The organism is Flavobacterium johnsoniae UW101 (genome assembly GCF_000016645.1).
Classification (GTDB): Bacteria; Bacteroidota; Bacteroidia; order Flavobacteriales; family Flavobacteriaceae; genus Flavobacterium; species Flavobacterium johnsoniae.
Genome location: NC_009441.1, coordinates 3,130,525 through 3,156,721, shown reverse-complemented (window position 1 = coordinate 3,156,721; position 26,197 = coordinate 3,130,525). Strand labels below are relative to the sequence as shown.

Annotated in this window: 27 protein-coding genes and 1 pseudogene; 18 read left to right on the top strand and 10 right to left on the bottom strand. The window is 38.7% G+C overall.

Features of this window, described 5'->3' with window-relative positions:
* Nucleotides 1-137: 137 nt before the first annotated feature.
* Entirely contained in the window at nt 138-938 is an 801-nt protein-coding gene (locus FJOH_RS13775; protein WP_012024718.1) for an SDR family oxidoreductase, read from the top strand.
* A gap of 443 nt (nt 939-1,381) precedes the next feature.
* Here the strand turns inward: FJOH_RS13775 and FJOH_RS13770 are convergent, their stop codons facing one another.
* Together FJOH_RS13770 and FJOH_RS13765 are read right to left on the bottom strand one after the other, a co-directional pair.
* Nucleotides 1,382-1,591, bottom strand: a complete 210-nt coding sequence (locus FJOH_RS13770; protein ID WP_044047735.1) for a hypothetical protein — start codon at nt 1,589-1,591, stop codon at nt 1,382-1,384.
* Nucleotides 1,592-2,257: 666 nt separating this feature from the next.
* Entirely contained in the window at nt 2,258-2,581 is a 324-nt protein-coding gene (locus tag FJOH_RS13765; protein WP_012024717.1) for a hypothetical protein, read from the bottom strand.
* 710 nt (nt 2,582-3,291) lie between these two features.
* On the opposite strand from FJOH_RS13765, the gene FJOH_RS13760 reads away from it, so the two are divergent.
* Nucleotides 3,292-3,546 (top strand): DUF6965 family protein, encoded by a 255-nt coding sequence (locus FJOH_RS13760; RefSeq protein ID WP_012024716.1) that lies wholly within the window; start codon nt 3,292-3,294, stop codon nt 3,544-3,546.
* Nucleotides 3,547-3,617: 71 nt separating this feature from the next.
* On the opposite strand, the gene FJOH_RS26550 is transcribed toward FJOH_RS13760, so the two are convergent.
* Complete coding sequence (locus FJOH_RS26550; RefSeq protein WP_044048314.1) at nt 3,618-4,067, bottom strand: response regulator; 450 nt, start codon at nt 4,065-4,067, stop codon at nt 3,618-3,620.
* Nucleotides 4,068-4,463: 396 nt separating this feature from the next.
* Between FJOH_RS26550 and FJOH_RS13750 the strand changes: the two are divergent.
* The 9 genes and pseudogenes from FJOH_RS13750 to FJOH_RS13710 all read left to right on the top strand — a co-directional run.
* Nucleotides 4,464-4,847 (top strand): annotated as a pseudogene (locus tag FJOH_RS13750) (DNA polymerase Y family protein); the annotation flags it as partial.
* 209 nt (nt 4,848-5,056) lie between these two features.
* On the top strand, nt 5,057-5,518 hold the full coding sequence (locus FJOH_RS27350; protein ID WP_044047733.1) for a CorA family divalent cation transporter: 462 nt from the start codon (nt 5,057-5,059) through the stop codon (nt 5,516-5,518).
* The gene (locus FJOH_RS27345) at nt 5,509-5,958 is read left to right on the top strand and encodes a CorA family divalent cation transporter (RefSeq protein WP_073099556.1); all 450 of its coding nucleotides are present in this window, start codon (nt 5,509-5,511) and stop codon (nt 5,956-5,958) included. The genes FJOH_RS27350 and FJOH_RS27345 overlap by 10 nt, the downstream gene beginning before the upstream one ends.
* 337 nt (nt 5,959-6,295) lie before the next feature.
* On the top strand, nt 6,296-7,249 hold the full coding sequence (locus tag FJOH_RS13735; protein WP_012024712.1) for a hypothetical protein: 954 nt from the start codon (nt 6,296-6,298) through the stop codon (nt 7,247-7,249).
* Between the two features lie 23 nt (nt 7,250-7,272).
* On the top strand, nt 7,273-7,623 hold the full coding sequence (locus FJOH_RS13730; RefSeq protein WP_044047729.1) for a type 1 glutamine amidotransferase family protein: 351 nt from the start codon (nt 7,273-7,275) through the stop codon (nt 7,621-7,623).
* A 17-nt stretch (nt 7,624-7,640) separates the two neighbouring features.
* Nucleotides 7,641-8,210: a YciE/YciF ferroxidase family protein gene (locus FJOH_RS13725; RefSeq protein WP_012024711.1), complete on the top strand. Its 570-nt coding sequence runs from the start codon at nt 7,641-7,643 to the stop codon at nt 8,208-8,210.
* 218 nt (nt 8,211-8,428) lie between these two features.
* Nucleotides 8,429-10,009 carry an FAD-dependent oxidoreductase gene (locus FJOH_RS13720; RefSeq protein WP_012024710.1) on the top strand — a complete coding sequence of 527 codons (1,581 nt, stop codon included), beginning with the start codon at nt 8,429-8,431 and terminating at the stop codon, nt 10,007-10,009.
* Between the two features lie 12 nt (nt 10,010-10,021).
* A complete protein-coding gene (locus tag FJOH_RS13715) occupies nt 10,022-10,468 on the top strand; it encodes a hypothetical protein (RefSeq protein WP_012024709.1) in 447 nt (148 codons plus the stop codon).
* A 138-nt stretch (nt 10,469-10,606) separates the two neighbouring features.
* Complete coding sequence (locus tag FJOH_RS13710) at nt 10,607-11,611, top strand: SDR family oxidoreductase (protein WP_012024708.1); 1,005 nt, start codon at nt 10,607-10,609, stop codon at nt 11,609-11,611.
* 680 nt (nt 11,612-12,291) lie between these two features.
* Here the strand turns inward: FJOH_RS13710 and FJOH_RS13705 are convergent.
* Nucleotides 12,292-13,479 carry a glycosyl hydrolase family 95 catalytic domain-containing protein gene (locus FJOH_RS13705; protein WP_012024707.1) on the bottom strand — a complete coding sequence of 396 codons (1,188 nt, stop codon included), beginning with the start codon at nt 13,477-13,479 and terminating at the stop codon, nt 12,292-12,294.
* Between the two features lie 208 nt (nt 13,480-13,687).
* Here FJOH_RS13705 and FJOH_RS13700 point away from each other — a divergent pair, with 208 nt between their 5' ends.
* The 4 genes from FJOH_RS13700 (at nt 13,688) to FJOH_RS13685 (ending at nt 18,738) form a co-directional block, all read left to right on the top strand.
* Nucleotides 13,688-14,686: an AAA family ATPase gene (locus FJOH_RS13700; protein ID WP_012024706.1), complete on the top strand. Its 999-nt coding sequence runs from the start codon at nt 13,688-13,690 to the stop codon at nt 14,684-14,686.
* A gap of 5 nt (nt 14,687-14,691) precedes the next feature.
* Nucleotides 14,692-17,157 (top strand): S8 family peptidase, encoded by a 2,466-nt coding sequence (locus FJOH_RS13695; protein WP_012024705.1) that lies wholly within the window; start codon nt 14,692-14,694, stop codon nt 17,155-17,157.
* 486 nt (nt 17,158-17,643) lie between these two features.
* On the top strand, nt 17,644-17,925 hold the full coding sequence (locus tag FJOH_RS13690) for a hypothetical protein (protein ID WP_044047727.1): 282 nt from the start codon (nt 17,644-17,646) through the stop codon (nt 17,923-17,925).
* A 525-nt stretch (nt 17,926-18,450) separates the two neighbouring features.
* Nucleotides 18,451-18,738 (top strand): hypothetical protein, encoded by a 288-nt coding sequence (locus FJOH_RS13685; protein ID WP_044047725.1) that lies wholly within the window; start codon nt 18,451-18,453, stop codon nt 18,736-18,738.
* 294 nt (nt 18,739-19,032) lie between these two features.
* Here FJOH_RS13685 and FJOH_RS13680 read toward each other — a convergent pair whose 3' ends face one another.
* Nucleotides 19,033-19,224 carry a cold-shock protein gene (locus tag FJOH_RS13680; protein WP_012024704.1) on the bottom strand — a complete coding sequence of 64 codons (192 nt, stop codon included), beginning with the start codon at nt 19,222-19,224 and terminating at the stop codon, nt 19,033-19,035.
* 283 nt (nt 19,225-19,507) lie between these two features.
* Here FJOH_RS13680 and FJOH_RS13675 point away from each other — a divergent pair, with 283 nt between their 5' ends.
* Nucleotides 19,508-19,735 (top strand): hypothetical protein, encoded by a 228-nt coding sequence (locus FJOH_RS13675; RefSeq protein WP_123875696.1) that lies wholly within the window; start codon nt 19,508-19,510, stop codon nt 19,733-19,735.
* 57 nt (nt 19,736-19,792) lie between these two features.
* Here the strand turns inward: FJOH_RS13675 and FJOH_RS26985 are convergent, their stop codons facing one another.
* Nucleotides 19,793-19,930, bottom strand: a complete 138-nt coding sequence (locus FJOH_RS26985) for a hypothetical protein (RefSeq protein WP_159436649.1) — start codon at nt 19,928-19,930, stop codon at nt 19,793-19,795.
* 587 nt (nt 19,931-20,517) lie between these two features.
* On the opposite strand from FJOH_RS26985, the gene FJOH_RS13670 reads away from it, so the two are divergent.
* Both FJOH_RS13670 and FJOH_RS13665 read left to right on the top strand, forming a co-directional pair.
* Nucleotides 20,518-21,630 carry an IS3 family transposase gene (locus FJOH_RS13670; RefSeq protein ID WP_012024703.1) on the top strand — a complete coding sequence of 371 codons (1,113 nt, stop codon included), beginning with the start codon at nt 20,518-20,520 and terminating at the stop codon, nt 21,628-21,630.
* Nucleotides 21,631-21,648: 18 nt separating this feature from the next.
* Nucleotides 21,649-22,770: an IS3 family transposase gene (locus tag FJOH_RS13665; RefSeq protein WP_012024702.1), complete on the top strand. Its 1,122-nt coding sequence runs from the start codon at nt 21,649-21,651 to the stop codon at nt 22,768-22,770.
* Nucleotides 22,771-23,076: 306 nt separating this feature from the next.
* Here the strand turns inward: FJOH_RS13665 and FJOH_RS13660 are convergent, their stop codons facing one another.
* The 4 genes from FJOH_RS13660 to FJOH_RS13645 all read right to left on the bottom strand — a co-directional run bounded on the left by FJOH_RS13660 (nt 23,077) and on the right by FJOH_RS13645 (nt 26,079).
* The gene (locus FJOH_RS13660; RefSeq protein WP_012024701.1) at nt 23,077-23,409 is read right to left on the bottom strand and encodes a helix-turn-helix domain-containing protein; all 333 of its coding nucleotides are present in this window, start codon (nt 23,407-23,409) and stop codon (nt 23,077-23,079) included.
* 113 nt (nt 23,410-23,522) lie between these two features.
* The gene (locus tag FJOH_RS13655) at nt 23,523-24,272 is read right to left on the bottom strand and encodes a hypothetical protein (protein WP_012024700.1); all 750 of its coding nucleotides are present in this window, start codon (nt 24,270-24,272) and stop codon (nt 23,523-23,525) included.
* Complete coding sequence (locus FJOH_RS13650) at nt 24,269-25,528, bottom strand: site-specific integrase (protein WP_012024699.1); 1,260 nt, start codon at nt 25,526-25,528, stop codon at nt 24,269-24,271. The genes FJOH_RS13655 and FJOH_RS13650 overlap by 4 nt, the downstream gene beginning before the upstream one ends.
* The gene (locus FJOH_RS13645; protein WP_012024698.1) at nt 25,525-26,079 is read right to left on the bottom strand and encodes a helix-turn-helix domain-containing protein; all 555 of its coding nucleotides are present in this window, start codon (nt 26,077-26,079) and stop codon (nt 25,525-25,527) included. Before FJOH_RS13645 ends, FJOH_RS13650 begins: the two co-directional genes overlap by 4 nt.
* Between the last annotated feature and the right edge of the window lie 118 nt (nt 26,080-26,197).

Sequence of the window (26,197 nt, the reverse complement as noted above, 5' to 3'; positions counted from 1 at the left end):
TCAACAAAAAAGAATGATCGCAATTAAGTTTCTTTTATAAATGCGGATGTATAGGATATCATACATAGAGAATACAAGATGTGCGGACCAATTTTCATCTCATCGACCGTAGTATTCCCGGCACAAAACTTTTTGCTATGCCGGACATAATAGATAATAATCACTTTATAAAACATATAATGGAAAAATTAACAAATTACTTTGGGCAGAATATTAAGGATAAAAAAATAGTTATAACTGGGGGAACAACCGGAATAGGAAAAGCAATTGCCGATGTTCTGATTTCTCTTGGCGGGCGGGTACTTATTTTTGGAAGGGATCAAAAAGATTTCGAAAAAGCCGTGGCAGATATAAAAAAGCAGTTTCCGGACAGCGAGCTTTACGGTACTCCGGCCGATGTTACCAAAAAGGAGGATATTGATAAAATACTGGCAATAGCAGATACTGAGCTAGGTGGAATTGACATCCTTATCAATAATGCAGCCGTGGCAGCCCCGGGACTCATAGAGGAAGCTTATGAGGATTACAAATATGTTATCGATACAAACATTACCGGTTATCTTGCCTTTGCCCAGGCAGCTGCTGTACGAATGAAAAAGCAGAAATCAGGACATATCATCAATATTGGGTCTATGAGCGCCGAAAGCCACACACCGGAAAGTACTATTTATGTAGCCACAAAAACAGCCATACGTGGATTCAGCACCTCCCTGCGCAAGGAACTAAATCCTCTTGGGATCAAGGTTTCCCTTATTGAGCCGGGCGCTGTAACAAGCGACATGCAGACCGATCCGAAGAAAGTGCAGCACGAGAAAGTTGAGAAACTGGAGATGCTGGAAGCTTACGATATTGCAATGAGCACTTTGTTTTGTCTCTCGCAGCCAAAAAGATGCGATATCGTTACGATGCAGATCCGTCCGCACCTGCAGATCATTTAATAGAAACGCATTTATTCAAGCTTTTGATAAAGATCCGTAAATATATATTTCATGGATACAGATACAGTTTTTTAATCCGTTCTCAATAATTTCCCCCAATCACCTTGGCACATTCTTTTTGAAATCTTAAATTTGGCAAAATCAAGTTTAAATAAATATGGTTTCGAATATTTCGAGATTTGGAGTTGCCTTCAATTTTGCCACAAAAAGTTAAGGCGGCTTTTAAAGATATTTCACCGGTCTAAGTTTAGTGGCCAAATCGTGGCGCATTGCCTTTCCATAAAATAGGAATCCAGGAAAATCAATTGCTAAAAAGCTTAGGTTAGAAACTTATACAAATATTTACAAGGCAATGGCTAACAGGAAAAAATTAAAAAGCCTGCAGAAATATAATTTCTGCAGGCTTTTCGAATTAATAATCACCATTTATTTTAATTAAGAACCTACTTTGCTGGCGGCGGAGTCATGGTTTTAGAGGTATCGGTCCCAACAGTATCGGCTGGAACCGTACTGATGGTATCAGCCACAACAGCAGAGCTGTCTGCATAAGTATCATTGGTTTCAGCAGGAACTGTCTCATTTTTTTTACACGAAATGGAAAGCCCTGCAAGCACCAGCAGAACTGCAAACCCAGATTTAAAATTGATTTTCATAACAATATATTTTTTTAGTTTGAAATCCCAAGTTAGAAGAAAACCTGCTTATATTCTTACATAATTTCAGTGTTTTATTACAAAACTGTATGGTAAAATCTAAAAATCAGCATGTTTTTTTTAAATAGACCGCCGTTACACTATTACTGAAACCAGCAGCACGGCAATAAAGAATACTATTGAGATGACCATTGCATTTATTATAGCTCCTTTTCTCTTCTGTGATTGCTGTGCACGCTCGATGATGTGCTTTTTATTGCTTTTAAATAGTTTCATTACGCTGTGATTTTATAATTTTTAAATAAAACGTAAAAATACTGCCCCATGATTTAAAAAGCTTACAGCTTTAAAATCAGGTTTTTCATAATTGGAACATCCTGCATTCCTGTTTTATAAAATAGCCAGCTGGTAAAGAAAGCCCTATTTTTTTTGACAGAATGCTTACATAATTAAAAATCAACAAATTAAATCCTTCCGTATGTGCAGAAAAAGATCCTTGTTACAATGAAAGGCCGCAAATTGAAAACAAAATATTTAATCGGCTCTAAACCTGCTGTTTCTGCAGAGCATCAGAACAAGTGTCACCACAATGCACGAGGCGCTTCCTTCAAATAAAAGACAAAGGATATAGATGGGAACCGAAGGTTCCGCTCCGAACATAAAGGTCTAGGACAAGGATTCAACGTAATGGTCACCTCCCCGGGCATAACTGTAGATCATAAGTGCAGCAAGACTAAGCACTACGCCTATAAACGAAGTAATCATGGCTGATACCGCATTAAAAAGAAAATTGTTCTGTCCTTGGGCAAGGTTAATGTTTAAAATCCTGTTTACGCCGTAAAATATAAAAAACACATTTAATAAACGCAGATAAAATACATGGGAGAGATTCAAAAACTCCATGAGTAAAAAGAAAAGCGCAACTCCTGCAAAAATGATCAGGCCGCTGCTTAATTCCTTAGGAACGGTGGATGAGTATGCTGTTTTCATAATAATTAAATTTTATTTGTATAAACTTCAAATTTAACAGAGCTTTTCCCCGCTGCGTTATAAAATTAAAATACAGCTCTTACAAAATACACAGTACTAAATCACTGATAATCCAATAATTGCACTTGAAATAAATACAATACTAAAGTAAAAAAATGAAAGAATTGCAGTTTTTTCTTTGATGCGCATAAAGTTTACAGCGCACGTCCGCCGACAAAAAAAGCCCCTCAAAATTAAAGGAGCTTTCTGGCAGCCGGCGGGTGCCTGAAATGATATGCGGTAACTAACTAAATCATTGTACAGAACCTTCAGACGAACCCCGCCGGTCCCCTGTTTTTTTTCTGACTGATTAAATTGCTGTTTACCTTTACCAGTATATAGCAAATTTACCAAAACCTAAGGCAGATCACTTACAGCATATCCTTTTAGAATTACAGCTTTTTAAGGCTTAAGCCCATTCTTTTGACAATTTGATTTAATCATTCTCCGGATCTGGCGGCGTACAAATGGTATTTATACGTCCTTTAAAAAAAAAGGCAGCACGCTTTGGCCTTAACGATATAAAACCAAATCATTCTGGCAAAAAAGTACAGGTCAAATACGGGCAAACAGCTGGGCTCCAGAATAGTGAAAACCCTGATCGAAAACAGAAGCCCGGCGGGCTGTAAAAGCAATGCCGGCCTTGTCTGATATATGGTTTTGGATTATTTTTGCAGCATGAATTACGAAGATATAAAAGACATTTTGAAGCGTTTCCTCCTCCCCTTGAGGTGGAATGGAAGCCTTGGGCAAAAATTACAGATACGCAGCTTTTTTTGAAGAGCTGCTACATCGGCATCCGCAATTTCAACGGTCCTGTAGAGAGATGCCCGGCCTGGTGGCATCTCAAGGATTTTTACCTGCACATCAAACGCACCATGCCCAGTCAAGGGAGCCCTGAAAAAGAAACTGTCCCTGAAAAATAAAGCCCCGTCCTGTAAGATCTTGTCTGATTAAAGATCCGCAAGCATTCAGATCCTCATCATTATTTTTATCTTTAGCAGGCGGGCAGTTTTTTTTCCATCTCTTTTCTTAAGCTTTTTAGGTCCCTGTCCAAAATCCCTATTAAAAGATCTTTCAATTCCATAAAGGTAGGCGGTTTTACGGCATAATAATCCGCCCCGAGATTATAGGCGGTCCGGATATGCATCGCACTGCTGCTGGTGGACAGCATGATAATCTTTATATTTTTGAAATCGCTGCCGCCGTTTCGAATTTCTTTAAGGCATTCAAATCCGTTTTTTCGGGGCATATTGATATCCAGAAATATCGTTTCAGGAAGATGCGTCGCCTTTTCAAGGGTTTCCAGCAGTTCGCAGCCGTCTGCCGTCTGCACTACCAAAATGGGCAGGTTTAATTCTTCGACAGCATCAGCAAACAGCAGTCTGTCATCTTCGTCATCTTCAGCCAGATAAATAATTTTCTCCCAATTCTGCTTTTGCGGCATAACTTTTAAATTTATAGTGCGGCCAGACAGATAGATCTGAAAGTCGCAGCGGTTAGAAAATAAACTTAGGGTTAGGTTGGAAAGAAGATTTACATTTTTTTGGTGGTAGCTGTAAAGATAACTCTTTTTTTTTTTAAAAGAAAAAACTTGCAAAAAAAAAGATGATTTATGTGGGCTGAAATGCCTGTTCCGAATATGCTGCAGCGCCGGTGCAAAAAAAAAGAACTGCAGACCCTGCTGTAAATTCTGAATAAAGGCTTTCTGCTTAAACTGCAGCATAATCAAGACCGCCTGTAAAATCAGTGCTTCTATTTTTTGTTACTATTTAGAACATTATGTTTTCATAAAATTGTTATTATCTGTACTAATTTTGACAGGTATAAAATGATAAAGATTATGAACCGGGCTATTGTACACATTGACATGAACACCTTTTTCGTCTCCTGCGAAAGGCTTACCAATTCAGAGCTTAACGGCATTCCGCTCATTATCGGCGGGGGCGAGCGTGGCGTTGTAGCCTCCTGCTCCTATGAGGCGCGGCGTTTCGGGGTGCGCTCGGCAATGCCCATCCAGATGGCGCTCAGGCTTTGTCCGCAGGCCAAAGTGATGAAAGGCGATATGGAACTCTATTCAAGGCTCTCCCATGATGTTACAGAAATTATTCAGGAAAAAGCCCCGGTGGTGGAAAAGGCCTCTATTGATGAATTCTATCTGGACATTACCGGAATGGACAAATTCTACGGCAGCTACAAGTGGACCGACGAGCTGGCGCAGCGCATCCGAAATAAATACTAAATGTGTGCCTTACATTTTTCTCTCAACCTCAAGGAATCCGGAAAATGTTGTCAAAGCCTACAACTGCAATGTGCAGGGCTATTTTAAGAAAGAAGAAGATTTTTCGACCTATAAAATAATGATGAAAAACATTGTGGAATACTGGCGTACGAGCCTTACGCCGGACATCTCAATATAATATAAACCAAAGGACAATGGCACTGAGCACCTGCCAGATAAAAGGCACCGATATTACCTGGATCGATATATATGATCCATCCGATGAAGATATAGAAACGGTCAGCAGCAGATACAGTCTGAATTCCTATACCCTGCTTGATTCCCTTGACCCGGACCATCTTCCAAAATATGAAGAGCATAATGACACCCATTTTTTAATCATCAGGCTGCTTCATGACGAGAGCCAGAAACTGCCTACCATACAAAGCCTGAGCAGTAAAATTGCCGTTTTCTTTACCGATAAGTTTATCATCACCATACATCGCTGTGCACAGCCCATGATCCAGAGTATTATGGACAATCTTGTCAATAAGGGAAAAATAAAATCTGCATCAGGCATCGCGATCCATATTGTTGGCGATGCGCTGCGTTCTTTTGAGGAGCCCGCCATAAACTTTCTGCCGATATCGATTCTTACGAATCTACATTGTTTTTGAAAAAAAATATACCCGATGATATGATCGAAGATATCTACTATCTGAAAAAGAGGGCCGGCCTATATAAAAAATTATTGCTGCTGAGCAATGAAGTGGTAAACTCCATCAAAGCCGATACCGAAGAACGTCCGCTCCACCAGGATGTTAGGGATCTGCATACCAAACTGGTACTGCTCTATGACCAGGTGCAGGAAGACGCCAATAATCTTCTTAATATCTATCTTTCTCTTTCTGCCAGAAAAACTAATGATGTAATGAAGCTGCTGACGGTATTTTCAGTGTTCTTTATGCCTCTTACTTTTATTGTCGGCATTTATGGGATGAATTTCAAATTCATGCCCGAGCTCGAATCTCCTTTAGGCTACCCCCTGACCATAATAGCTATGTTTGTCGTATCTGTATTGATTTTCTTCTGGTTCAAAAGAAAAAAGTGGCTGTAAATATTCAATAACTTATGTTTTGCCCATTCAATTCAGAGCGGCGACTTACTTCCATAATTCATTTAACGCGTCTTATTTTCAGCTTTTGTGGTTATGCTATTTCAACTGAACACTTACCGTCGGTGAATCGCATAAAAATATCATATCATGCTTTTTAAATGAAAATTATATAAGAAAAATTTTGAATTATATGAAGCAAACATCGCTTCACATTATATTTTTACAAATTGATATGAACTTATAAAGTGGGTCTTACTATAATGTTTTTTTAAGTTTTGCATGGAGATTATTTTGACCGGCCTCAATCAATAATTAGCTTAATTTGTAGATCTTGCCAATGAAAACGCTATTGCTTATATTTTGTTTTGCAGCTTCCGGCCTATGTTATCCGCAGAATCAGCGATATACACCTAAGGTACAGCTGGCTATTGAAACATATGCATTTATTCAAGGACAGAAAGCTTCCCTTGCAAAAGTGGCTGCGCAGTTCCCTGTGGTTGCCCAAGAGGTAAGATCTTTGGAGAAAAAAGCTCAGGCAATATATGGACGGGCAGAAAAAAATATAGAGCAGTATCTCAGGAATGAACTAAAAGAAGATCAATTCTCCATCCTTAAAAAAAACATAAGGCTGCTGGCCGAGGATCAGCTGAAGGAGCCAATCCAAAAGAAAGAACATGCCATCGATTTTTTGGAGTCGGTCAGGGACAAGATAGATATGGATGAACATGCCAATATTCCCAAAGGCATCATTTCTTTCGCCTATCAGGATGTTCCCCATCAGGAAATAATCGACGGCCACATCAAAAACTTCACAACCCAGGGCCATCCAAAAGCAGATGAATCGATAGTAACCTTTCCCGTACCTAAAAGCTGGATCGCTCAGGAAGGTGAAATGCCCGCAACGGTCCAGCAGTTTACAAGCTTTGACGGGAAGGGAAACGAAAAAATCATGATGGTAATTCATAAGCTTGCCAAAGAAGACCGTAATCTGCATCTTAATGAAAAGTCTGTTTCTGAAATGATTCCTCCGACTGCGCGATTGATAAGAATAGAAGAAGTAACAATAGACGACATTCCCGGAATAATGGTTGAGGTAGAAGAAACACTTGATATTGCGGTAAATAAAATGAAAGTGCGCATGATGCAGTTTATGGTTACCGATCAGGAAAAATTATACTGCCTCCAGGGAAGCATAGGTCCCGTAGCTCTGGAAGAGAATCTGGATCACCAGTTAAGAAAATTCGAACCGTTGTTTCGTCTTGTAGCAGAAGGTGCAGAGATAGAATTTTAATCGGCAGTCCTCCTTTCAAAACTGTGATTACGGATACTGACGGGGAAATTCATGCAGATTTTAGTTTTCTGACCGCTGCCTCTGTTCTATTTGATGCTGTTTACATTCCTGACGGTCTTGGACTCAGCGTACTGGCGGACAGTGATGAGGTAAACGAATTTTTGAACGATGCTTACAAGCACTGCAAGGTAATCGGAGCCGACGGCAGAGCTGAGGCTGTGCTGAGCGCCGCATCCTTTGCATCCAAAATAACTAACGAAGACAAAGGTATTGTGATTGCCAAAGAAGCAGGAACTGAAAAATTTGCAGCAGACTTTATCGCAGCAATGGGAAAACACAGATTCTGGGAGCGCGAACCTAACCTTTACAACTAATACTAAAAATATAAATCATGAAAAATACAGAAACAAAAAATACTAAAGATACGGCTGAAAAAAACGTAAAAAATGCTGTTGTCCAGCCGAAAACGGGAGCCGCCTCGGAATTGAAGGAATTATTTATTGACAGTCTGAAAGACATCTACTGGGCTGAAAACGCATTGGTAACGGCTCTGCCTAAAATGCAGGCCAATGCAACTGACCCAGCACTGGTTTCGGCTATAAAAGAACACCACGCTGTAACCCAAAATCAGGTAGCAAGACTGGAAAAGGTTTTTGATTTTCTGGGCGAAAAAGCTGAAGGAAAAAAATGCGAGGCGATGGCCGGACTGCTCAAGGAAGGCGACAGCATTTTGGAAGAAACGGAACCTGGAGCAGTTCGCGATGCCGGAATTATTGCAGCTTCACAAAAAATTGAGCATTATGAAATTGCCACATACGGAACTTTGGCCGCTTTTGCCAAAACCCTTGGGGAAAATGATGCCGCAAAATTATTGATTCAGACGCTGGCTGAAGAAAAAGAAGCAGACTGCCTTTTAAACGATGTGGCACTGAATGCTATAAATAGTACAGCGGCAGAGTAACCGTTTATAATCTCTACTACTTAAAGGTCTTGGAAATAATTATACTTATTTCTAAGGCCTTATTTAATAAAATGAAAAAACAGCACGGCAACAGCGCTATCTCCAGCAGGTCAAACTGGCAATGTTGTAAAGTTCGAATTGCAGTCTGTAAGACAGAACGTTAATGCTTTTTTAATTTTGAAGCATAAAGTTCACCTTTAACTTTTAAGAAATAGAATATGAAAAATGCGGATGAAAATTTAAATGACGGAACTATTACTTCTGGAGAAAATGTATCGTACTGGATCGATACTGCGCCCAACACTTCTTTTGAAAAACCCATCAGGAATATAGAAACTGAGGTTTTGATCATTGGAGGCGGCATAGCCGGCCTTACAACAGCTTATAATCTTGTCAAGGCAGGGAAAAAAGTAGTTTTGGTAGAAGACGGTTTCATAGGCAGCGGGGAATCCGGCCGCACTACTGCACACCTGACCAGTGCACTGGACGACCGATACTATTTTCTGCAGGATACTTTTGGAAAGGATGGAGCAAAACTGGCAGCAGAAAGCCATACGGCGGCCATATCCCAAATTGAAAAAAATATCAAAGACTTAAATATCGACTGCTCTTTTAAAAGGGTAAACGGATATCTTTTTCTTCATCCAAGCGATGACGAGAAAAACCTTCAGAAAGAATTTAAAGCCACTCAGAATGCAGGTCTCAATACAGGCATCTTAAACAGGACACCTGGTATAGCAGACGGTGATACTACACCCTGTCTAGCTTTTTACAATCAGGCACAGTTTCATATTCTGCAGTATCTGGATGGACTGGCCCGAGCTGTACAGTCGCTGGGAGGCGTGATTTATACCGAAGCGCGCGCTGAAAAAATATCACAAGAAGGAGCGTTAGTCAATAATTACATCTTTAGTGCGGAAACAGTTGTTGTGGCAACCAACAGCCCGGTAAATGACCTGTTTACCATGCATACCAAACAGGCAGCCTACAGAACTTACGTTATCGCGGGAAAGATACCGAAAGGAAAGCTGCCGTACTCACTTTGGTGGGATACGGGGGATGCCGCTTCTAAGTGGACTGCCCAGCCGTACCATTATGTAAGGGTTGAAAGCTTTGACGATACGCACGATCTCCTTATATCTGGAGGTGAGGATCATAAAACAGGCCAGTCTGATGAAGAAGGAATCAGCGAATCTGAAAGGTATGAAAAGCTCGAACAGTGGACACGAAGCTATTTCCCAGTGCTAGACGAGATTACCTATAAATGGTCAGGCCAGGTAATGGAACCTGTGGACTCACTGGGCTTTATGGGCAGGAATCCCGGAGATGAAAATATTTATATCATTACAGGTGACTCAGGAAATGGTATGACGCATGCAACCATTGGCGCAGCAATAATCAGCGATGCCATTTTAGGGATTAAAAATAAATATGAAGATCTTTACAGCCCTTCCAGAATTACTGTGAAAACGGCTTATGATTTTACAAAAGAAGCTGCAAATATGGCTTCACAATATCTGGACTGGATATCCTCATCAGACTTAAAAAGTACAGCTGATCTCAAGCCGGGTGAAGGCGGTATTATCTCTTCGGGATTAAAAAAAGTTGCGGTCTACCGTGATTATGACAAGACCCTTAAAGCATTTTCAGCAGTTTGTCCCCATCTGGGCTGCATAGTGCAGTGGAACAGCGACGAGAAATCTTTTGATTGTCCCTGCCATGGATCCAGATTTGCCACGGACGGAACTGTAATGAACGGGCCTGCAGATAAGAATTTAAAACCAATCACAGTAAAATAACAAATAAAAACTATGGATTCTCACAGTATATTACAGGTCTTGTTATCTTCTGCCGCAGCTACAACAGTTATGACATTATGCAGTTATGCAGTCTCTGCAGCTGCAAGGGAAATATACAAGGAACCAATTTTACTGGCTTACATTCTCAAGCAGCTGCACTTGAATATAAGTTCTGATGCTAAAAATATGCTGGGCTGGGTTTTACATTATGTCATTGGTTTAGCTTTTGTCACTGCATACCATCTTTTATGGTCGCATAAAATCCTTGATGCAACAATTTTATCCAGTATTATGCTGGGAGCAGCAAGCGGCATGCTTGGAATAATAGGATGGATTGTTTTATTTAAGATAGTTCACCAGAAACCAAATATCGATTACAAGGGCTACTACGCCCAGCTGTTTGCAGTTCATGTAATCTTTGGAGTCACCGCTTTTTTGGTATACCGATTATTTTTATAAAAAACTAAAACAGCTTACAAAGCAGATCATGCAATAAATTGATATAAAAATGAAAAAAGAGCAATTACTTCTCTGTTGAAATTTGATTAATAATCAATGTGATAGAATAGATTTTTTAACCTCATAAATTAAATTATTATGGAAAATAAAAATAATACAGCCCAAAACGCCGAAAAGACTGGTGTAGAATCACCACTTGGAGAAACAGCGTTAAATGATAAAAATAGAACCGATCTGGGAAATGAGAATATCAGCCGCTCGGCAGAAATACAAAATCCCACTACTAAATATGCGGCACCTCCCTTTAAAGAACAGACACAGCCATGGCCCGGTCTTGTCAGCAGAATGGATCCTAAGCCTGATCATGGAGAGAAGAGCTACAAAGGAGCCGGCCGTCTGAAGAATCGCAAAGCACTTATAACCGGAGGGGATTCCGGTATGGGAAGGGCTGCAGCTATTGCCTACGCAAGAGAAGGCGCAGATGTTGCCATAAATTACTACCCGACTGAAGAACAAGACGCACAGGAAGTCATCCAGCTGATAAAAGCTGCAGGAAGAAAGGCAGTAGCCATTCCGGGAGATCTGCGCGACGAGGAATTCTGCAAATCACTTGTCGATCAGGCGGCTGAAGCGCTCGGAGGCCTTGACATCGTAGTGAATAATGCCGCAAGACAGCAGACACATGAATCCATTCTGGATATTACTTCAGAGGAATTTGACTGGACAATGAAAACTAATATCTATGCTCCGTTTTGGATTATAAAAGCGGCGCTTCCCTATTTGAAGCCTGGATCCTCAATTATAGGTACCAGCTCAGTACAGGCTTATGCTCCTACGGAAGATTTATACGATTATGCCCAGACCAAAGCAGCCACCACAAACTATATTAAATCTCTGGCAAAACAGTTAGGACCGAAAGGAATCAGGGTCAATGGAGTGGCTCCTGGACCTGTATGGACGGCCCTGCAGGTAAGCGGCGGGGCGACAATGGAAAAACTTAAGAATTTTGGGTCGCAGACTCCTTTGGGAAGACCCGGCCAGCCCGCTGAATTGGCTTCAATTTATGTACAGCTGGCAGCTGAAGACGCCAGTTTTGCTACCGGACAGATCTACGGCTCAAGTGGCGGCGAGGGAAATCCGTAAAAAAACAGCAGCAATAATTGTTTTAAAATATTAAAACCCTCTGCAGTTGAGGCTCCAGAGGTTTTTTCTTTTATTTAAATCTTAATTCTATTTTTATAGGAGCTTGTCAAAGTGGATTGGCAATTCGTTGATGCGTCTTACTGTAGCGTGAAATACAGCATTTGAAATGGCGGGAGGCATCCCGACAATACCGATTTCTCCTACCCCTTTCACTCCTAGATCATTCACAAAAGTACTAGCAAATAGTTGTCTCTTTTTTTATGCACAAACATATAGATTTTTCAAGTCTTTGCAGCTTAATATTTTTGGTTCGATTTTTTCACAAGAAATTCTTAGCCTGTTTGAAATAAACAGGCTTAAAGTGTTGCTATTAGAGATTTAATCGAAGCATGAGCATGGTTCGAAATCCCGCTAAGGATATAGATATTTTTCTCTACTGCTTTATCGTATTTTTTTAATACTAAATATAGTAATTTTAATATAATTTTAGCTTCCTTCTCACCTACCTGAATGCCCTTTTTGGAACTACAGCAAAGTAATTATCTCTATTTTAATAAAATTTAGAAAATATTCTATAATACCATTTAAGTACAAAAACTTTAACTAATCTACCAAAAAAAGGCGGTATTGGAATTACCTAAACCGCCTTTTTTACACTTTTACTAATTAAGGTACAAAATTTACTGAGTTTTAATGAAAGTCTTTTTTTCTGTTCCAACTCCCATTATTGTTAATTTTTTCCAATTTTTAGGCAGTACTGTTTTAACTTGTTTAATACCTCCGCCTCCATCTATATCCAAGCCTCCGAATCCCATCATGACTGCCTGCAGAACACCGCCGGCGCCGGTTGCAAAATAAGGGTTTTCACCGCCTTTACATTCTGCAATGACCCTGAAGGGAGGATTAAGATTTGGCTCATAGGCATCTTTAAACCAATGATAAGCCTGATCGCTGTCTCCTAAACGGCTGTATAGCAGTGAAAATATGGCCTGTGTCATAGCTGGTGTATCGGAATGGGGTATTTTAGTTTCATAAAATTTTAAATCCTTTTCTATTTGATTTCTGTCAGTTATGATCTGCAATGGATATGCCAGCAGATTCACGTCAGCCTGCTTGATACTTTGATCCGAATAGCTGTCATGTTCTCTTGTCACGCCATTGCCCATTTTTGAAATTGGGATTTTAGCAGCAATCAGATTCCATTCTTTTGGAGCTGTTATGCCCAATACAGCTGCGCATTTAGATGCGTACTGCAGATTTCGGATCGCTATTCCATTTGTATAAGCATTGTTGTCGATATTCTCAGCCCATTCATCTGTTGCAACGACATTCTTTATTTCATAATCACCTTTATTATTCTTCTCTACTCTGCTCGCCCAAAATTCTGCAGTTGCTTTTAATATCGGCCACCCTTTTTCTTTCAGCCATTCCTTGTCCCCTGTAACCAGGTAATACTGCCAGGCAGCAATTGCAACATCTCCCGTGATATGGTGTTCAAATGCACCCGTTAAAGCATTGACCGGAGTTTCTTCAGATCCTGAATCTGCGCTTTCCCAAGGATACATTGCCCCGTCATATCCATATAAAGCAGCTTTTTTACGGGCTGCATCCAGCCTCTGAAAACGATACTCAATCATGCTTTTTGCTATTTCAGGATGGAGCAGCAGCATGGGAGGAAACATCCAGATTTCGGTATCCCAAAACACATGTCCGTTATATCCCAGCCCGCTGAGCCCCATTGGCGACGGAGAAAGAGATGTGCTTTTTCTTGTGAAAGAATAAAGATGATAAAGCATGCTTCTAACATCCTGCTGAGCCTGCGGATCTCCTTCTATTTGAATATCACTTTGCCAGAGGCTATTCCTCAAAATTCGGGTTGAAATAAGGTATTTTTACTTACGCTAAATTAAATTCAAAGCTATATTTTTAGCCCAGAAAAAGTATGTTTCTTCCAATGCTAAAAAATGTAGTTTTTTAGCACATTAAGGAATTTATTTTTGCTATTTTAGATATTAGAATTATCGCATAAAAAGGTGTCGCTTAATTTTTTATATATTTGCAAAAAGGTTAAAAATCATGAACCAAGCATTATTAACTAGATTGTTTAAATCTATTGAAGGAGATCAAGATCAAACCTTGATAAAAATAGCTTTTAGCATAATTGAGGATGAAAAGAAAAAAGGACATTCTAAACTTGCTGAAAGACTAAATAGTATACTACTAGCAAATATCTCTAAATCAAACGAATACAAACCTACCTTAAAAGTAGCAAAAGATTTTACTTATAAAGTTCCCGTTGACAGAAGATACAAACTACCTCTTGCTGTTCATATCCCTCATGAAAATTTAAGACATGAAATGGTTCTTCCTAGTTCTGTTGAAAATAAATTACTAAGAATAGAAAAAGAATATTTAGCGAGAGAAAGACTTGCAAATCACGGTTTAAAACCTCGTAAAAAAGCATTATTATACGGTTCTTCTGGATGTGGTAAAAGCATGGCGGCAGAGAGAATTGCATGGAACTTAGGACTTCCTTTTTACAAAGTTAGATTCGATTCAATAATTTCATCGTATTTAGGAGAATCTGCATCAAACCTACAAAATCTTTTTGAAAGCATTCAAGATTACCCATGTGTACTTCTTCTAGATGAATTTGATATAATCGGTAAACAAAGAAACACTAATTCAAATGATGTTGGAGAGATTCATAGAATTGTCAACATACTTCTAGGTCTATTAGAAGAATATGAAGGCGAAGGGATATTAATCGCTACAACAAATTTAGAGGGCAGTCTTGACCAAGCTCTTTTTAGAAGATTTGATGACTTCATTGAGCTTCCAAAGCCATCCCACAATGAGGTCGTAGAATTATTAAAAATTTCTTTCTCCGCATTAAAAATAAACAAGAATATTAATCTTGAATATTATGCAGAAAAAATGAAGGGGATGTCTTATGCAATAGTTGTGAAAATAGCTAATGACGCGGCAAAAAAAGCAGTAATAAGTTCAAGTCTAGAAATTTCTATCGACGATCTGAATAGCGCCTTAGACGAAAACAAAGCTATGAATAGATAACAAAAATGGAACAGTTCCCTCATCTAAATTTCATCCAAAAGGTTTCTGGCAAACCTCGTCTGTTTGGAGGCGGCAAGCCAAATGCTACAACTGAAGAAAATAAAGCAAACAGACAAGGACATCGAGATTCTCTTTTTTCTAAAACTTCAAATGTAAGATCAAATTGGGAAGACTTATTTAAGATGCGAGATTCAATGGAACTTGCAAACTTAGATAAAGACATTGTTCCAGTACTTATCCAGCTTAATCCTAGCTTATTAAATAATCCTGAGTTTGATTTACATGAGTTTGGAATTGAGATAATTTCAGAAGAAGAAGAGGGATTCATTGTAGGCGCATCTTTTGATAGCTTAAGGGCACTTGAACAGAAGATAATTGGATTTGCAAATTCTTCACATGGTACTGCAAAAATAGCAGACTTGTGGAATATCATTGATGGAAATCGTGAAGAATGGAAACCAAAACATATATTGTCAGATAATTTATTTGAGAATTGGCACAATATTGACGACAATGACAACTACACAGTTGAAGTAGGAATTGCATTTGATTTTCCAGTTAAAAAAGAACCAGACCGAGCAAAAAAAGGAGGAATTAAGCGTTTGGAGAAATACCAAGCATATATCATACATCGAGAGGAAAAGCTTTTTGAAAGACAAGATCATTTTGAATCTTTCATCAACTCTTATGGAAGTTTAAATACTTCATATATTGAACTAGATGACAGCTTTAGTTGCGAAGTCACAATTAGTGGCAAGGGATTAAAAGATTTAGTCGTTAATTACCAATATGTTTTTGAAGTAAATGAAACTGAAACAATTCTTGGAGTACAAGGAAAAGATATAGATACAGACGCTATTCAAAGTGAGATATTAGCCCCAGAAAAAGATTCTCCAATCATTGGAGTAATTGATAGCGGAATAATGGAAAATCATAAATACATTGAACTTGCAATTGATAGTAAAAATTCTAAATGCTACGTCAATGGAGTAAGTTCTGCATCAGACCATGTTCAAGGAGGCGGACACGGAACTAAAGTTGCAGGTGCTATACTTTATCCTAAAAACATTTCAGATATAGAATTTCCATATCAACTACCGTGTTTTATTCGAAATCTCAGAATATTATTTGACGACAATAAACTTCATCACAAGTATCCTGCCCAACTGATGAAGCAAATTGTAGAAGAAAACAAAGACTGCAAGATCTTTAATCTCTCCGTAAATTCCACAGTTCCTTTTAGAAAAAAACACATGTCAACATGGGCAGGAATTATCGACACACTAACACATGATCAAGATGTTTTATTTATAATTTCAACTGGAAACTTAGAAAAATCGGACATAAGAAATTATATTAAAGAAGGAAAGAACTATCCCGATTATCTATTCTCTCGCTTTTGCAATATTGCCAATCCAGCCCATAGTGCTTTTGGATTAACAGTAGGATCTATTAATCATCATGCAGATTTTGAAGATGATACAAGAAAATCTCTTGGCGGTATAAACGATATTTCTGCATTTTCGAGAATTGGAACAGGTATCTGGAATATTATTAAACCTGATGTTGTTGAATATGGAGGTGGGCTGACTGTTTCAAAAAATGGACTAAGCCTTATTACGGGAACAGATGAAACACTTCCAGAACTTATAAGATCTACATTACATGGTGGTAGTGCGTATGGAAAAGATGTCTCAGGCACATCATTTTCCGCCCCTAAAGTGACTCATATTGCCGCTCAACTACAAAAACTATATCCAGAAGAAGGCAACAACCTAATTAGAGCCTTTATAGTTCAAGGAGCAAGATTACCTAATACTTATTTTCTAAATCCCACAACCGAAAGTATTAAACTTTATGGTTATGGACTACCATCATTAGAGCGAGTAACTAAAAACACTGAAAGCAGAATAACTTTTTACAATACTGGAAACCTAGCCACTGAGGAAGGACATATATATTCTCTAATAATTCCTAATGAGCTAAACAACCCTGCAAACGATTTTGATGTTCTAATAGAGGTCACGTTAACATTTACTGCAAAAGTTCGAAGAACAAGACAAAAAATAAAATCTTATTTGTCAACATGGTTAGATTGGACATCCTCAAGATTAAACGAAAATCATAATCAATTTGTTAAAAGAAGTCTCGTTGATGAACCGACAATTCAAGATGAGGAAGAACATCAAGAGGGAGTAATCAACTGGAAAATTCGAGAGAGAAGCCATTGGGGAACAATTAAAGACATAAATAGAACAAACAATACCGTTCAAAAAGATTGGGTAATATTAAAAGCTTATGAACTTCCAGACGAGCTAAGTTTTGCAGTTAGAGCACATAAAGGCTGGGATAGAACTGGATCAAATATACCTTATGCCTTCACCGTATCAATTGAAGTTTTGGGACAAAACATTCCGATCTATGAAAGTATTAGAATCGCAAATGAAATCGAAATTGAAACAGAAACTTAATTTAATTAATACAAAGTTACGTTCGTGTGTTGACACTTGAATTACAAGATTCTGAACGTCAGATAAAGCGACCTAACAACTGCAATTACACGTGACGGATATTCTGAAGAACAAATTGTTGTAAAACTGGTTATTGATAAAGGTACACTTGATACAATTTCTTCAACAAATAATTAAGGCGAACTATATCGGTTTTTTCATCGAGATAAGTTTTGTGGCATACTCGTGGCGCATAACTTTTCATATGCCTCTTAAATCATTAAAATCAAACTCTTCTCTGCTTAGGTTCGAATGGCGGACCGAATGATATCTGGCATAATAAAAAACATTCTAATGGATAAACTAGATTCCGGGTGCAGAATCGGTGCATCATTTTCAGGAACCAAATTAAAACTCTGTGAAACAAACATTTAAAACTTGAGGTTCGAAACATTACTACATCAAAATTGTTCTAAAAATCATTAATCTGAGTTTTGCGGCAAATTCGTGGCACATTGCGTTTTTGAAAAACAGAAACCCAGCAAATCAATTGCTGATGAGCTTAGGTTTGAAACTGTATTACGCAGTTTTACTGTTATTCTACTGAGCTTCAAAATTGATTTATCTCTAACAGCCGTTAGCATTTTTTTAGCCCCGATAGCAGCGGAAATCCTTCTGCGCCGGTGTTCGGCACAAAAGATTGCAGCGGATAGCAGGAAAAAGCTCCTGAAAAACAACATTAAACCTAAAGTAGTACAACCGGCCCTGCCGCGTATCACAGGTGCATAAAAGATTTAAATGAATACGGCTGTATAAACTACGTCCCAAAAAAAAATAGAAACCAGAAAAGCGTCATTTATTTTCTTGTTTAAAAGTGGAGCCGCTATTTTTTGGACAGTAAAAATAAGATCAGTTTTTTATAAATGTTTAGTAATTTAAATTTTGTCGCAAAATCGTGGCACCTGCAGTTTTAGGAAACGATAAGCATAGTAAAATCAAGCCCTAAGAAGATCAAGTTCGAAACTGTATTAAAAAATTTTTATCATGGGTATTCAGTTTAAAATTGCCACTATTGTACGGCTCTTTAAAATCCATCTTTACCCCCTTTTGTATTCATAAAATATATTTTGAAGGTAAAAAGATAATAGTTAGTTAACCGATCCGACAGGACCAAATTTATTCTATAATCTGCCCCTTTTGTATACGCGCTTCAAATCGAATGTAAGGGAAAATATTTAAAAACTTATTAAAGAACAATCAAATCTTTGTATCTTTATTCTAAGCTGTTATGCCATTATTTTAAACTATTATACATTGGAAACACCATACGTTTATTTTGAAAGGATACTGAGTAAACTTGCAGAAAGTTACCCTGGGAGCTGCAAACTGGAAGCGCTTGCGCCACTTGTGATACCCCCTTATAATGTACTGAAAACATTTAGCGAAAATATATCTGTACAGAGGGAAAATCAGGCAAAAATACTCGATGCTCTGATCCTATTGGAAGATCTGGGATATATTGTCCTTGATCAGGCTTCAGATGAAAGCTGCATAACCGCCAAAGGCCTGATCCAGATAAATCATAGAATATTGTCCAATTAACCTGTAAAAAACTGTCCTTTGAAATTATCAAGTAAATCAGCAATTGCCAATGGTCAAAACCTGCAAAAAATTACTGGAATCAAATCAAAAAAAAAAGAAGAATACTCTGATTTAATAATCTGCACACTAAATTTTGGAAATACGAATATGAAAATTATAAGTTCCGGCAGTTATGTTCACAGAATCGGAGTCTATAAAAAATACTTTAAGCGGCGCTCGGAAATAATCAGTTCTGCCAATAAAAAAGACGCCTGCTTGAGCAGGCGCCTTTACAAGCTCACTGTGATAGTATGGTTATGCTACAACTACGTTTACTGCGTTTGGACCTTTACGGCCTTCTTCGATGTCATATCGTACTGCATCGTCTTGACGGATGCTTTCTGACAGTCCTGAAGCATGAACAAAAACTTCGGCTCCTCCATTATTAGGAGTTATGAATCCGAATCCCTTTTCTTCATTGAAAAATTTTACTGTACCTTCTTGCATTTTAATGTATTTAATTATTCAAAGATAGGTATATTTAATTAGAAACGCCTGAATTTGAGTTTTTTATTTTCTATAATTTATACGGCTGTCCACGGGGTTTGACTGCAGTAATCTGTTCAGCATGTTCCTTGATGCAGCAACAACTTGTCTGAGATCAAGGCTGTTTGTTGTAATAAGTCCTGCTTTCTAATTTCCACTGCAGATTCCATATTCGAACAATGAAAAGATTCACTTAAAATCATAATAGGAATTTATCAAAAAAAAGGGGCTTACACAAGGGCTCTTGAGTATTGTAATGCCAATAGCCAGAATCTCTTTTCTGATCGATGCTCCCGAGCTTTGTCTACCCGGTCCAGGCGGAGACTTTGGAACAGTAAACCATGTATTACCATTCCTTTCTGCCGGCGTAAGACCAGCCGGTAAAGATAGCAGTATAATGGCTGCCGGTCCGGCTCCTGCAGCTGACTGGTCCAGAAGAATATTGAACAATTTCTGCTGCGGTAAAGGATAAATCAAATACATCGCCTAGATCTGCAGTACATACTGTTGAATCTAAAATCGAAAATATTTATGTGGCCGTTTCATTTAAGGCTGCATAACGTGAAGCCCTTAATCGTATTCTGGCATAAGCATTGGCAGAGGTGATTTTCTTATTTACTTTGAGAAGTTTTCCGAACTGCGTTTTTGATGCTGCTAAAATCGCCATAAATTTCCCTGCTGCTGCGATTTTACGTCACTTGTCAAAGTGCAGAGAAAGGCAAACGGGCCTATACAAATGCTTTACAGAAAATTGAAAAATCTGGTATAATTTGAAGAAAGCAGAGCTGAAGCCCGCCAAAAGACAGCCTAATATCACAGCGGACCAGCAAAAAAACAGCGGTTATTTAAAAGCCCGCGCCCCTGCGCCGCATCTCAAGGAGTAAAAAGGCTGATAACGTCCGGGCTGGTCTTTCAGTAAAAAGCTCGCCGGCATACTGCCGGCGGGCTCGGGCATAAACCCGGAATTAACTTAGTTTGTTTATAAAAGACTGCGTACAGGTATTGAATGCTGATAAAAGAATTGTTGCTTTTTTTTAATGGTAAGGCGCTGAAGCCCTGCAAAATTAAAACTGCTCATTGCTTCTTATTTGATCAAAGATAATAATTTTACTGATATTTTCCGCAGGCCGGAATGTTAAAAAAAGCATGCCCCATAATGATATATCTAAGCATGTTATTATCTTCTATTATTTCTATATCTAAATCATTATTATTTCTTAAATTCACGTGATCACAGTATCAAAACTTCAAGAGATGGAGAAGTATAAAATTTATGACCGTGATTTCAGAGTGAATGCTGTCAAACTGGGACTTGAAACAAATTTTTTTAAAGCGGCAAAACAACTTGGCGTACCTACAACGAATATTTACAGATGGCGGAATGAACTTAGCAAAGACGGATCAAAAAGCTTTTGCGGCAGAACTCCTGAACAAAAACGGATTGCAGAACTTAAGCTCGCACTGAGAAGAAAACTAAAAAAGGTTGAAATTCAAATTGAAATATTACAAAGCGCAGGCAGATATATCCATCAAGGCAAGCCGCATATTTTTCACTTTATTGAAAATAATCTAGATAAATATTCACTTTGGAGAATGTGTCAAGTTTTAGGTATAATGCCGGCTACTTATATTAACTGGAAAAACAAAATACTTTCTCCCAGAAAACGTAAGACAATTTTATTAGAGAAAGAAATAACTTCTATATTCTATGAATACAAAGAGATGTACGGTAATGCAAAAATTGCAGCAGAATTACAAAGCCGGGGCATTCAATTAAAATTGTGCGCAGTATCCTGGTATATGAAAAGACTGGGCCTTGTCAGTAAGCACAGCACAAAGAACAAGGTCAAATCCGGTATACGATTTAATGCTCATAATCCTTGTATTTTTCCTAACGTTTTAAATAGACAGTTTAAAGCCGACAAACCTTCTCTGATCTGGGTAACGGGCATAGCGAGTCTGGAAACAGCCCAGGGGCTGCTGTACCTGACAATTATCATAGACTTATTCGACAGAAAAATTATCGGATGGAATCTAAGCGAACATTTGACAATAAGAGAAACCTCCATGCCTGCCTGGGAAATGGCTGTTCAAAACCGCGGAACAAAAAAAGGGCTTATATTTCATTCTGACAGATCATCTCAATACGCCAATAAAATTTTCACTCGTAAATTAAACTCTTATGAGCATATTATAAGAAGTATGGCCCGGGCAGGAAATCATTTAGACAATGCTGTCCCTAGGAGCTTTTTTATTTCCATTAAATCGGAACTTGTTAATTTAAACAGTCTTCCAACAAAAAAGGATATGGAAGACAAAGTAGCTCACTATATTGAAAATCTCAATTCAAAAGTCGTAACGTTATAAATTATAAAACTTTAAGCTGTGAAAAGAAAATATGAAGACCATTTTAAAGAGCAGGCCGTCAGGTTAAGTTTTGAGCGGGGGGAGATCAGCAGTGTCGAGAGAGAGCTCGGCATAAATCGCACCAGCTTGGGCAAATGGCGGAAAAAATATGAACACCTAAAATTAGCACCGAAGGATGCTGTAATTATAGAGCTCAACAAAAAAATTAAAGATTCGCTGCTTACACTTGAGATTTTAAAAAATGGCAGTGAGTTCGCCGCTCAAGGAAAAGTAATGACTAAAAGATTCATTGAAAATAATTCATCGAAATATCCTATTGGTAAAATGTGTGCATTACTGCAGATATCCCAGCGTGCCTATTACAAACTAAAAAAAAAGGAAATATCGGATAAGCAGTCTCAAATAATTCTCTTAAAAGAAGAAGTTGCAGCGGTATATTATGAGTTTAAGAAAACATATGGATACAGGAAAATTGCAAAAGTACTTCAATGCCGGGGATTTAAAGTGGGAGAATCGCAGATTAGAATATACATGAATGCACTGGGACTGCGCCGAAGAGCTAAATCCAGATTCACTATAACAACTGATTCAGTTCACAATCATTATATTGCACAAAATATCTTAAACAGGGAATTCACAATTAATCAGCCCGCTAAAGCATGGGTTTCAGACATTACCTATATCGCAGCAGAGAAAGGCTTCCTGTATCTTACAATCGTCTTGGATTTATTTGACAGGAAAATCATTGGATGGAGTTTAGCAGACAGCATGAGCACAAAAGAAACTACTTTACCTGCTTGGGAAATGGCCGTTAAAAACAGGAATATTACTCAAGACTTAATTTTTCACTCTGACAGAGGGGTCCAATATGCCAATAAAATTTTTACTGAAACTTTAGACTCTTATAAATTTGTAAGACGCAGTATGAGCCGCAAGCAGAATCATAATGACAATGCAGTTTCCGAAAGCTTTTTCGGCAATTTGAAAAGAGAACTAATTAACGGGAATAAGCCTCTTCCAAGAGAACAAATGAGAGTCCAAGTTTACCAGTACATTGAAAACTGGTATAATAAAAAGAGAAGGCATTCATATCTAAATTATAGAACAATCGAAGAGTTTGACAAACTGCATTGCATATGATTGCATTTCGGTCTTCATCTTTAAAATAATTTACGGGCAATAAGGGATAAATTATTTAATTATACACATACCGCAGCTTATTTAAAAAAACATCTTGAAAGCAGAAGGATAGAAGAGAAATTAAGATACTGCCTTTAAATCTCCCATAAATCTTGCAGAAGTCTGTTCTGTGCTATAACCACAGCCAAAAGACGCCGATTGGGCTTCTGAGTCCGAAAACTGGTGTTTTTAGCAACTTTCTGCTGCACCTTCTAGAGTAGTGAGGATCTAATTGAACGGCAAAGCTATCCTTGCCGGCTATTTATTTCAATTACGTTTATACTTCGATGCTGCTGATTCGATTTCCTGTATTGTTTTCTTTTTCCCTTTAGAAATCCATTCTAAAAGTTCCTCTTCAAAAAAATAAAGTTTTTTACCATACTTATAGCACGGGATTTTTCTCTGCCTTACAAGACCGTAAATTGTAGGCTTTGCTTTCCCTATCAGCCTGCTTGCTTCTTCAACCCCGATAGGAATGCTTTTTTCTTTAGATTCATATACCTGCACATTCTGAATCAGAAGTTTGATCTCGGCAATTTCTTTCACTAAATGCGCTACTGCTTTGGGCAGGTTCTCAAAAGAGATTTCGTTAATGTCCATAGCTATCGTTTTTAACAGTTATGGTGCAAATGAAAAAAGTGTTTCTGCTGTGTCGCTCTTCAAAGCAGAAACACTTGAAAAACACGGCGCTTAATGCCAATATCTATTAGTATTTAAAAATCTGCAAGATCCTCCATAATCTTTAAAAGCCCTTTCTGTTCATCATCTTTGAGATGCGTTTTAATGCTCTTCTGCTCGACATCTTTTAAAGCTTCAGTAAAAGTGAGCTTTAGAAATTGTGCGGCTGTGTCTTGTCTGCTGACTTTAAAATAATTCCAGATATTCCAGCCAAAATGATACAGATCCAGATTGGACAGCTCTTTTACTTTTACCGGTTTAATCTTTTCAAAATTTAGGCCTTCAGCATATATGAGTATATTGCTGCCCAACTGCTCCAGATCATGATCCGACACATACGGCGCAAACTCCTTATGCGCATAACGGATGGCTGTATCAATTCTGGCCTGTTTTTGATTTCTGGCTGCATTTTGCCGCTCCTCCCTTATCTTCTGAATGTCAATGGCAGCATTTTTATTTTCAGGCATTTTGGGCGTAATTAAATTATTATCAAGCCCTTCTTCTATTTTTACAAGATCCTCACTTGTAATGAAGCTTTCAGGCGATTGCTTTTTTTCAGTCTTCAAAAAACGATTCACCAATCTCTCGGCCAAACCGTTTAGAAACAAACTTAGAATTGCAAACATTAAAACTCCAAATCCAGTGCTGATCCAAAAGAAAACGCCGGCCGTATATTCATCCGCACCTTTTTCCAGAAGCACCAGTCTTCCGATTGCACCGACAAAGACACAGACTAAAAAAACAGACAGGTAAACTGCAATATATTCGAAGTACTTTATTTTCATTGCGCTCTTTTCTTTAAAGATTCCAATTGTATTGCCTGCGAAGCTCTGTTTTTCTTCTCATCTATTACTTTGGCGTAGATTTGAGTAGTTTTTACGTTGGTATGCCCCAGCATTTTGCTGACCGTATAGATGTCTGTCCCGCTTGAGAGCTGCAGTGTTGCAAATGTATGTCGGAAGCAGTGGAAGGTAATGTTTTTTTTTATGCCGGCAGATTCAACCCATTTTTTCAGAGGACGTGAAATCCACGACGGGTCCGGCAGATCCTCAAAAACAAGCTGCCCGGGAAGTCTTGGCTCTCCGCAGAGCTGCAAAGCCTGCTCAGAAATAGGCATATACTCGACACCCCTTGTTTTTTTCTGGGTGAAATGCAGTTTGGCCATGTCGTCTTCAAGGCTTATCTCTTTCCAGCGGAGCTTCTGGATGTCGGAATGCCGCAGGCCGGTAAGCGCTGAGAAAAGCGCGGCTCTTTTAAGGACATCTTTTTCGCAGGGCATTTCAGCCAGCACGTTCAATTCTTTAATGGTAAGATATTCGCGTCTTGATTCCTGCTCAGGTATGCCTTTTATTTTTGAAGACAAATCAACGGTTAGATATCCGTCGATAAAGGCCTGTTTTAAAGCAGCTTTAAATATGGAAAAATACCTTGCTGCAGTGTTGCGGGAAAGTATCCCTTTTTTGCCTCCTCCGAGCGGCGCAGCCAGCAGAAACAGCTTAAAATCTTCCGCCATTCTGCTGTCAATCTGGGAAAACACCAGCCTGCCTTTGGAATAGCTTTTTAAAAACTCTATGGTCCGCTCCCAATTGATCATAATGGATTTTGAGCTTCGGGCATGCCTTTTTGCTGCCACAGAGGCAATGTATCTGATAAAATCCTCTTTTGCTTTTTCTTTCTGTTCAGCCAATAGGTTCTCGGCATCACTGTACAGATCTGTATTATCGTATTCTTTCTGCCTGATTTTACGCACTCCGTCGGCATAGAGCATAATTTCACGGTCGGTTTCGCTTCTGGTGATTATTATTCCGTTATCGCTGCGTCTGGGCTTATAGGATTTTATGCCCTGGGAATCTGTACGGGCGGTTCTCTGCTTGTCCCACTCCACGGTTTTTACGGTTCTGTTTAAGTATTCACGGATTCTCTGTGGCGTTTTCCTTCCGGAAACCTCAACAGGATAGCTTTCTATGTAGACATACCATTCCTCTCGGTCTTCTGCTTTTCGCAGGCGCACAGTCACCTTGGTTTTTGCTAATTGTTTCATATAAAATCATTTCCGTTATACAAGTTATCAATTTCGCTTTTTGGAGCATATACATGCTTTCCGATCTGCCTGGTAGGTATTGAATATTTCCTGATATGGCTGTAGACAGAACCTTCCGATATCTGAAATCTCTGAGCAATTTCACCAATCGAATAGCAGTCTTCTTTTTCAAGGCTGTATAATTTTTTCTTCGGTGCGCTCTCAGCCTGCGGCAGGCTTCGGGCAGGGCCGAACATCCCTTCCATGACTCTGCGGTCGATCCTTACAAGACGGGTTCCAAGATTGACTGAAGGAATTTTTCCCTGGCCGACAAGCCTGTAAAGGGTCTTTTTCGCAATGCCAAAAAGCATGCCAGCTTCAGGAACAGAAATAAATGCTCTGTTCTCGGGTATTTTATTTATCAGAGCTTTGACCTCGTCTTCAATTTTAAGCAGCTTAATCTTCCGTTTGTATGCTTTTTTGCTGCAAATATGTGAGCAGTAGACAGAAGCCACGGTCTTGGGCAGAAATTCCTCCCCGCAGTTAAGACATTGTTTATTTCTTCTTTTCATCGCCTTTGTCGCCTAATTAAGGTACTATAAGGGTACATAAGGGACACTTTGTCTCCCTTTAAGTGCCGGTACAAATATGGTACAAATATATGATAAAAAACGATTAAAAAACAGCAGA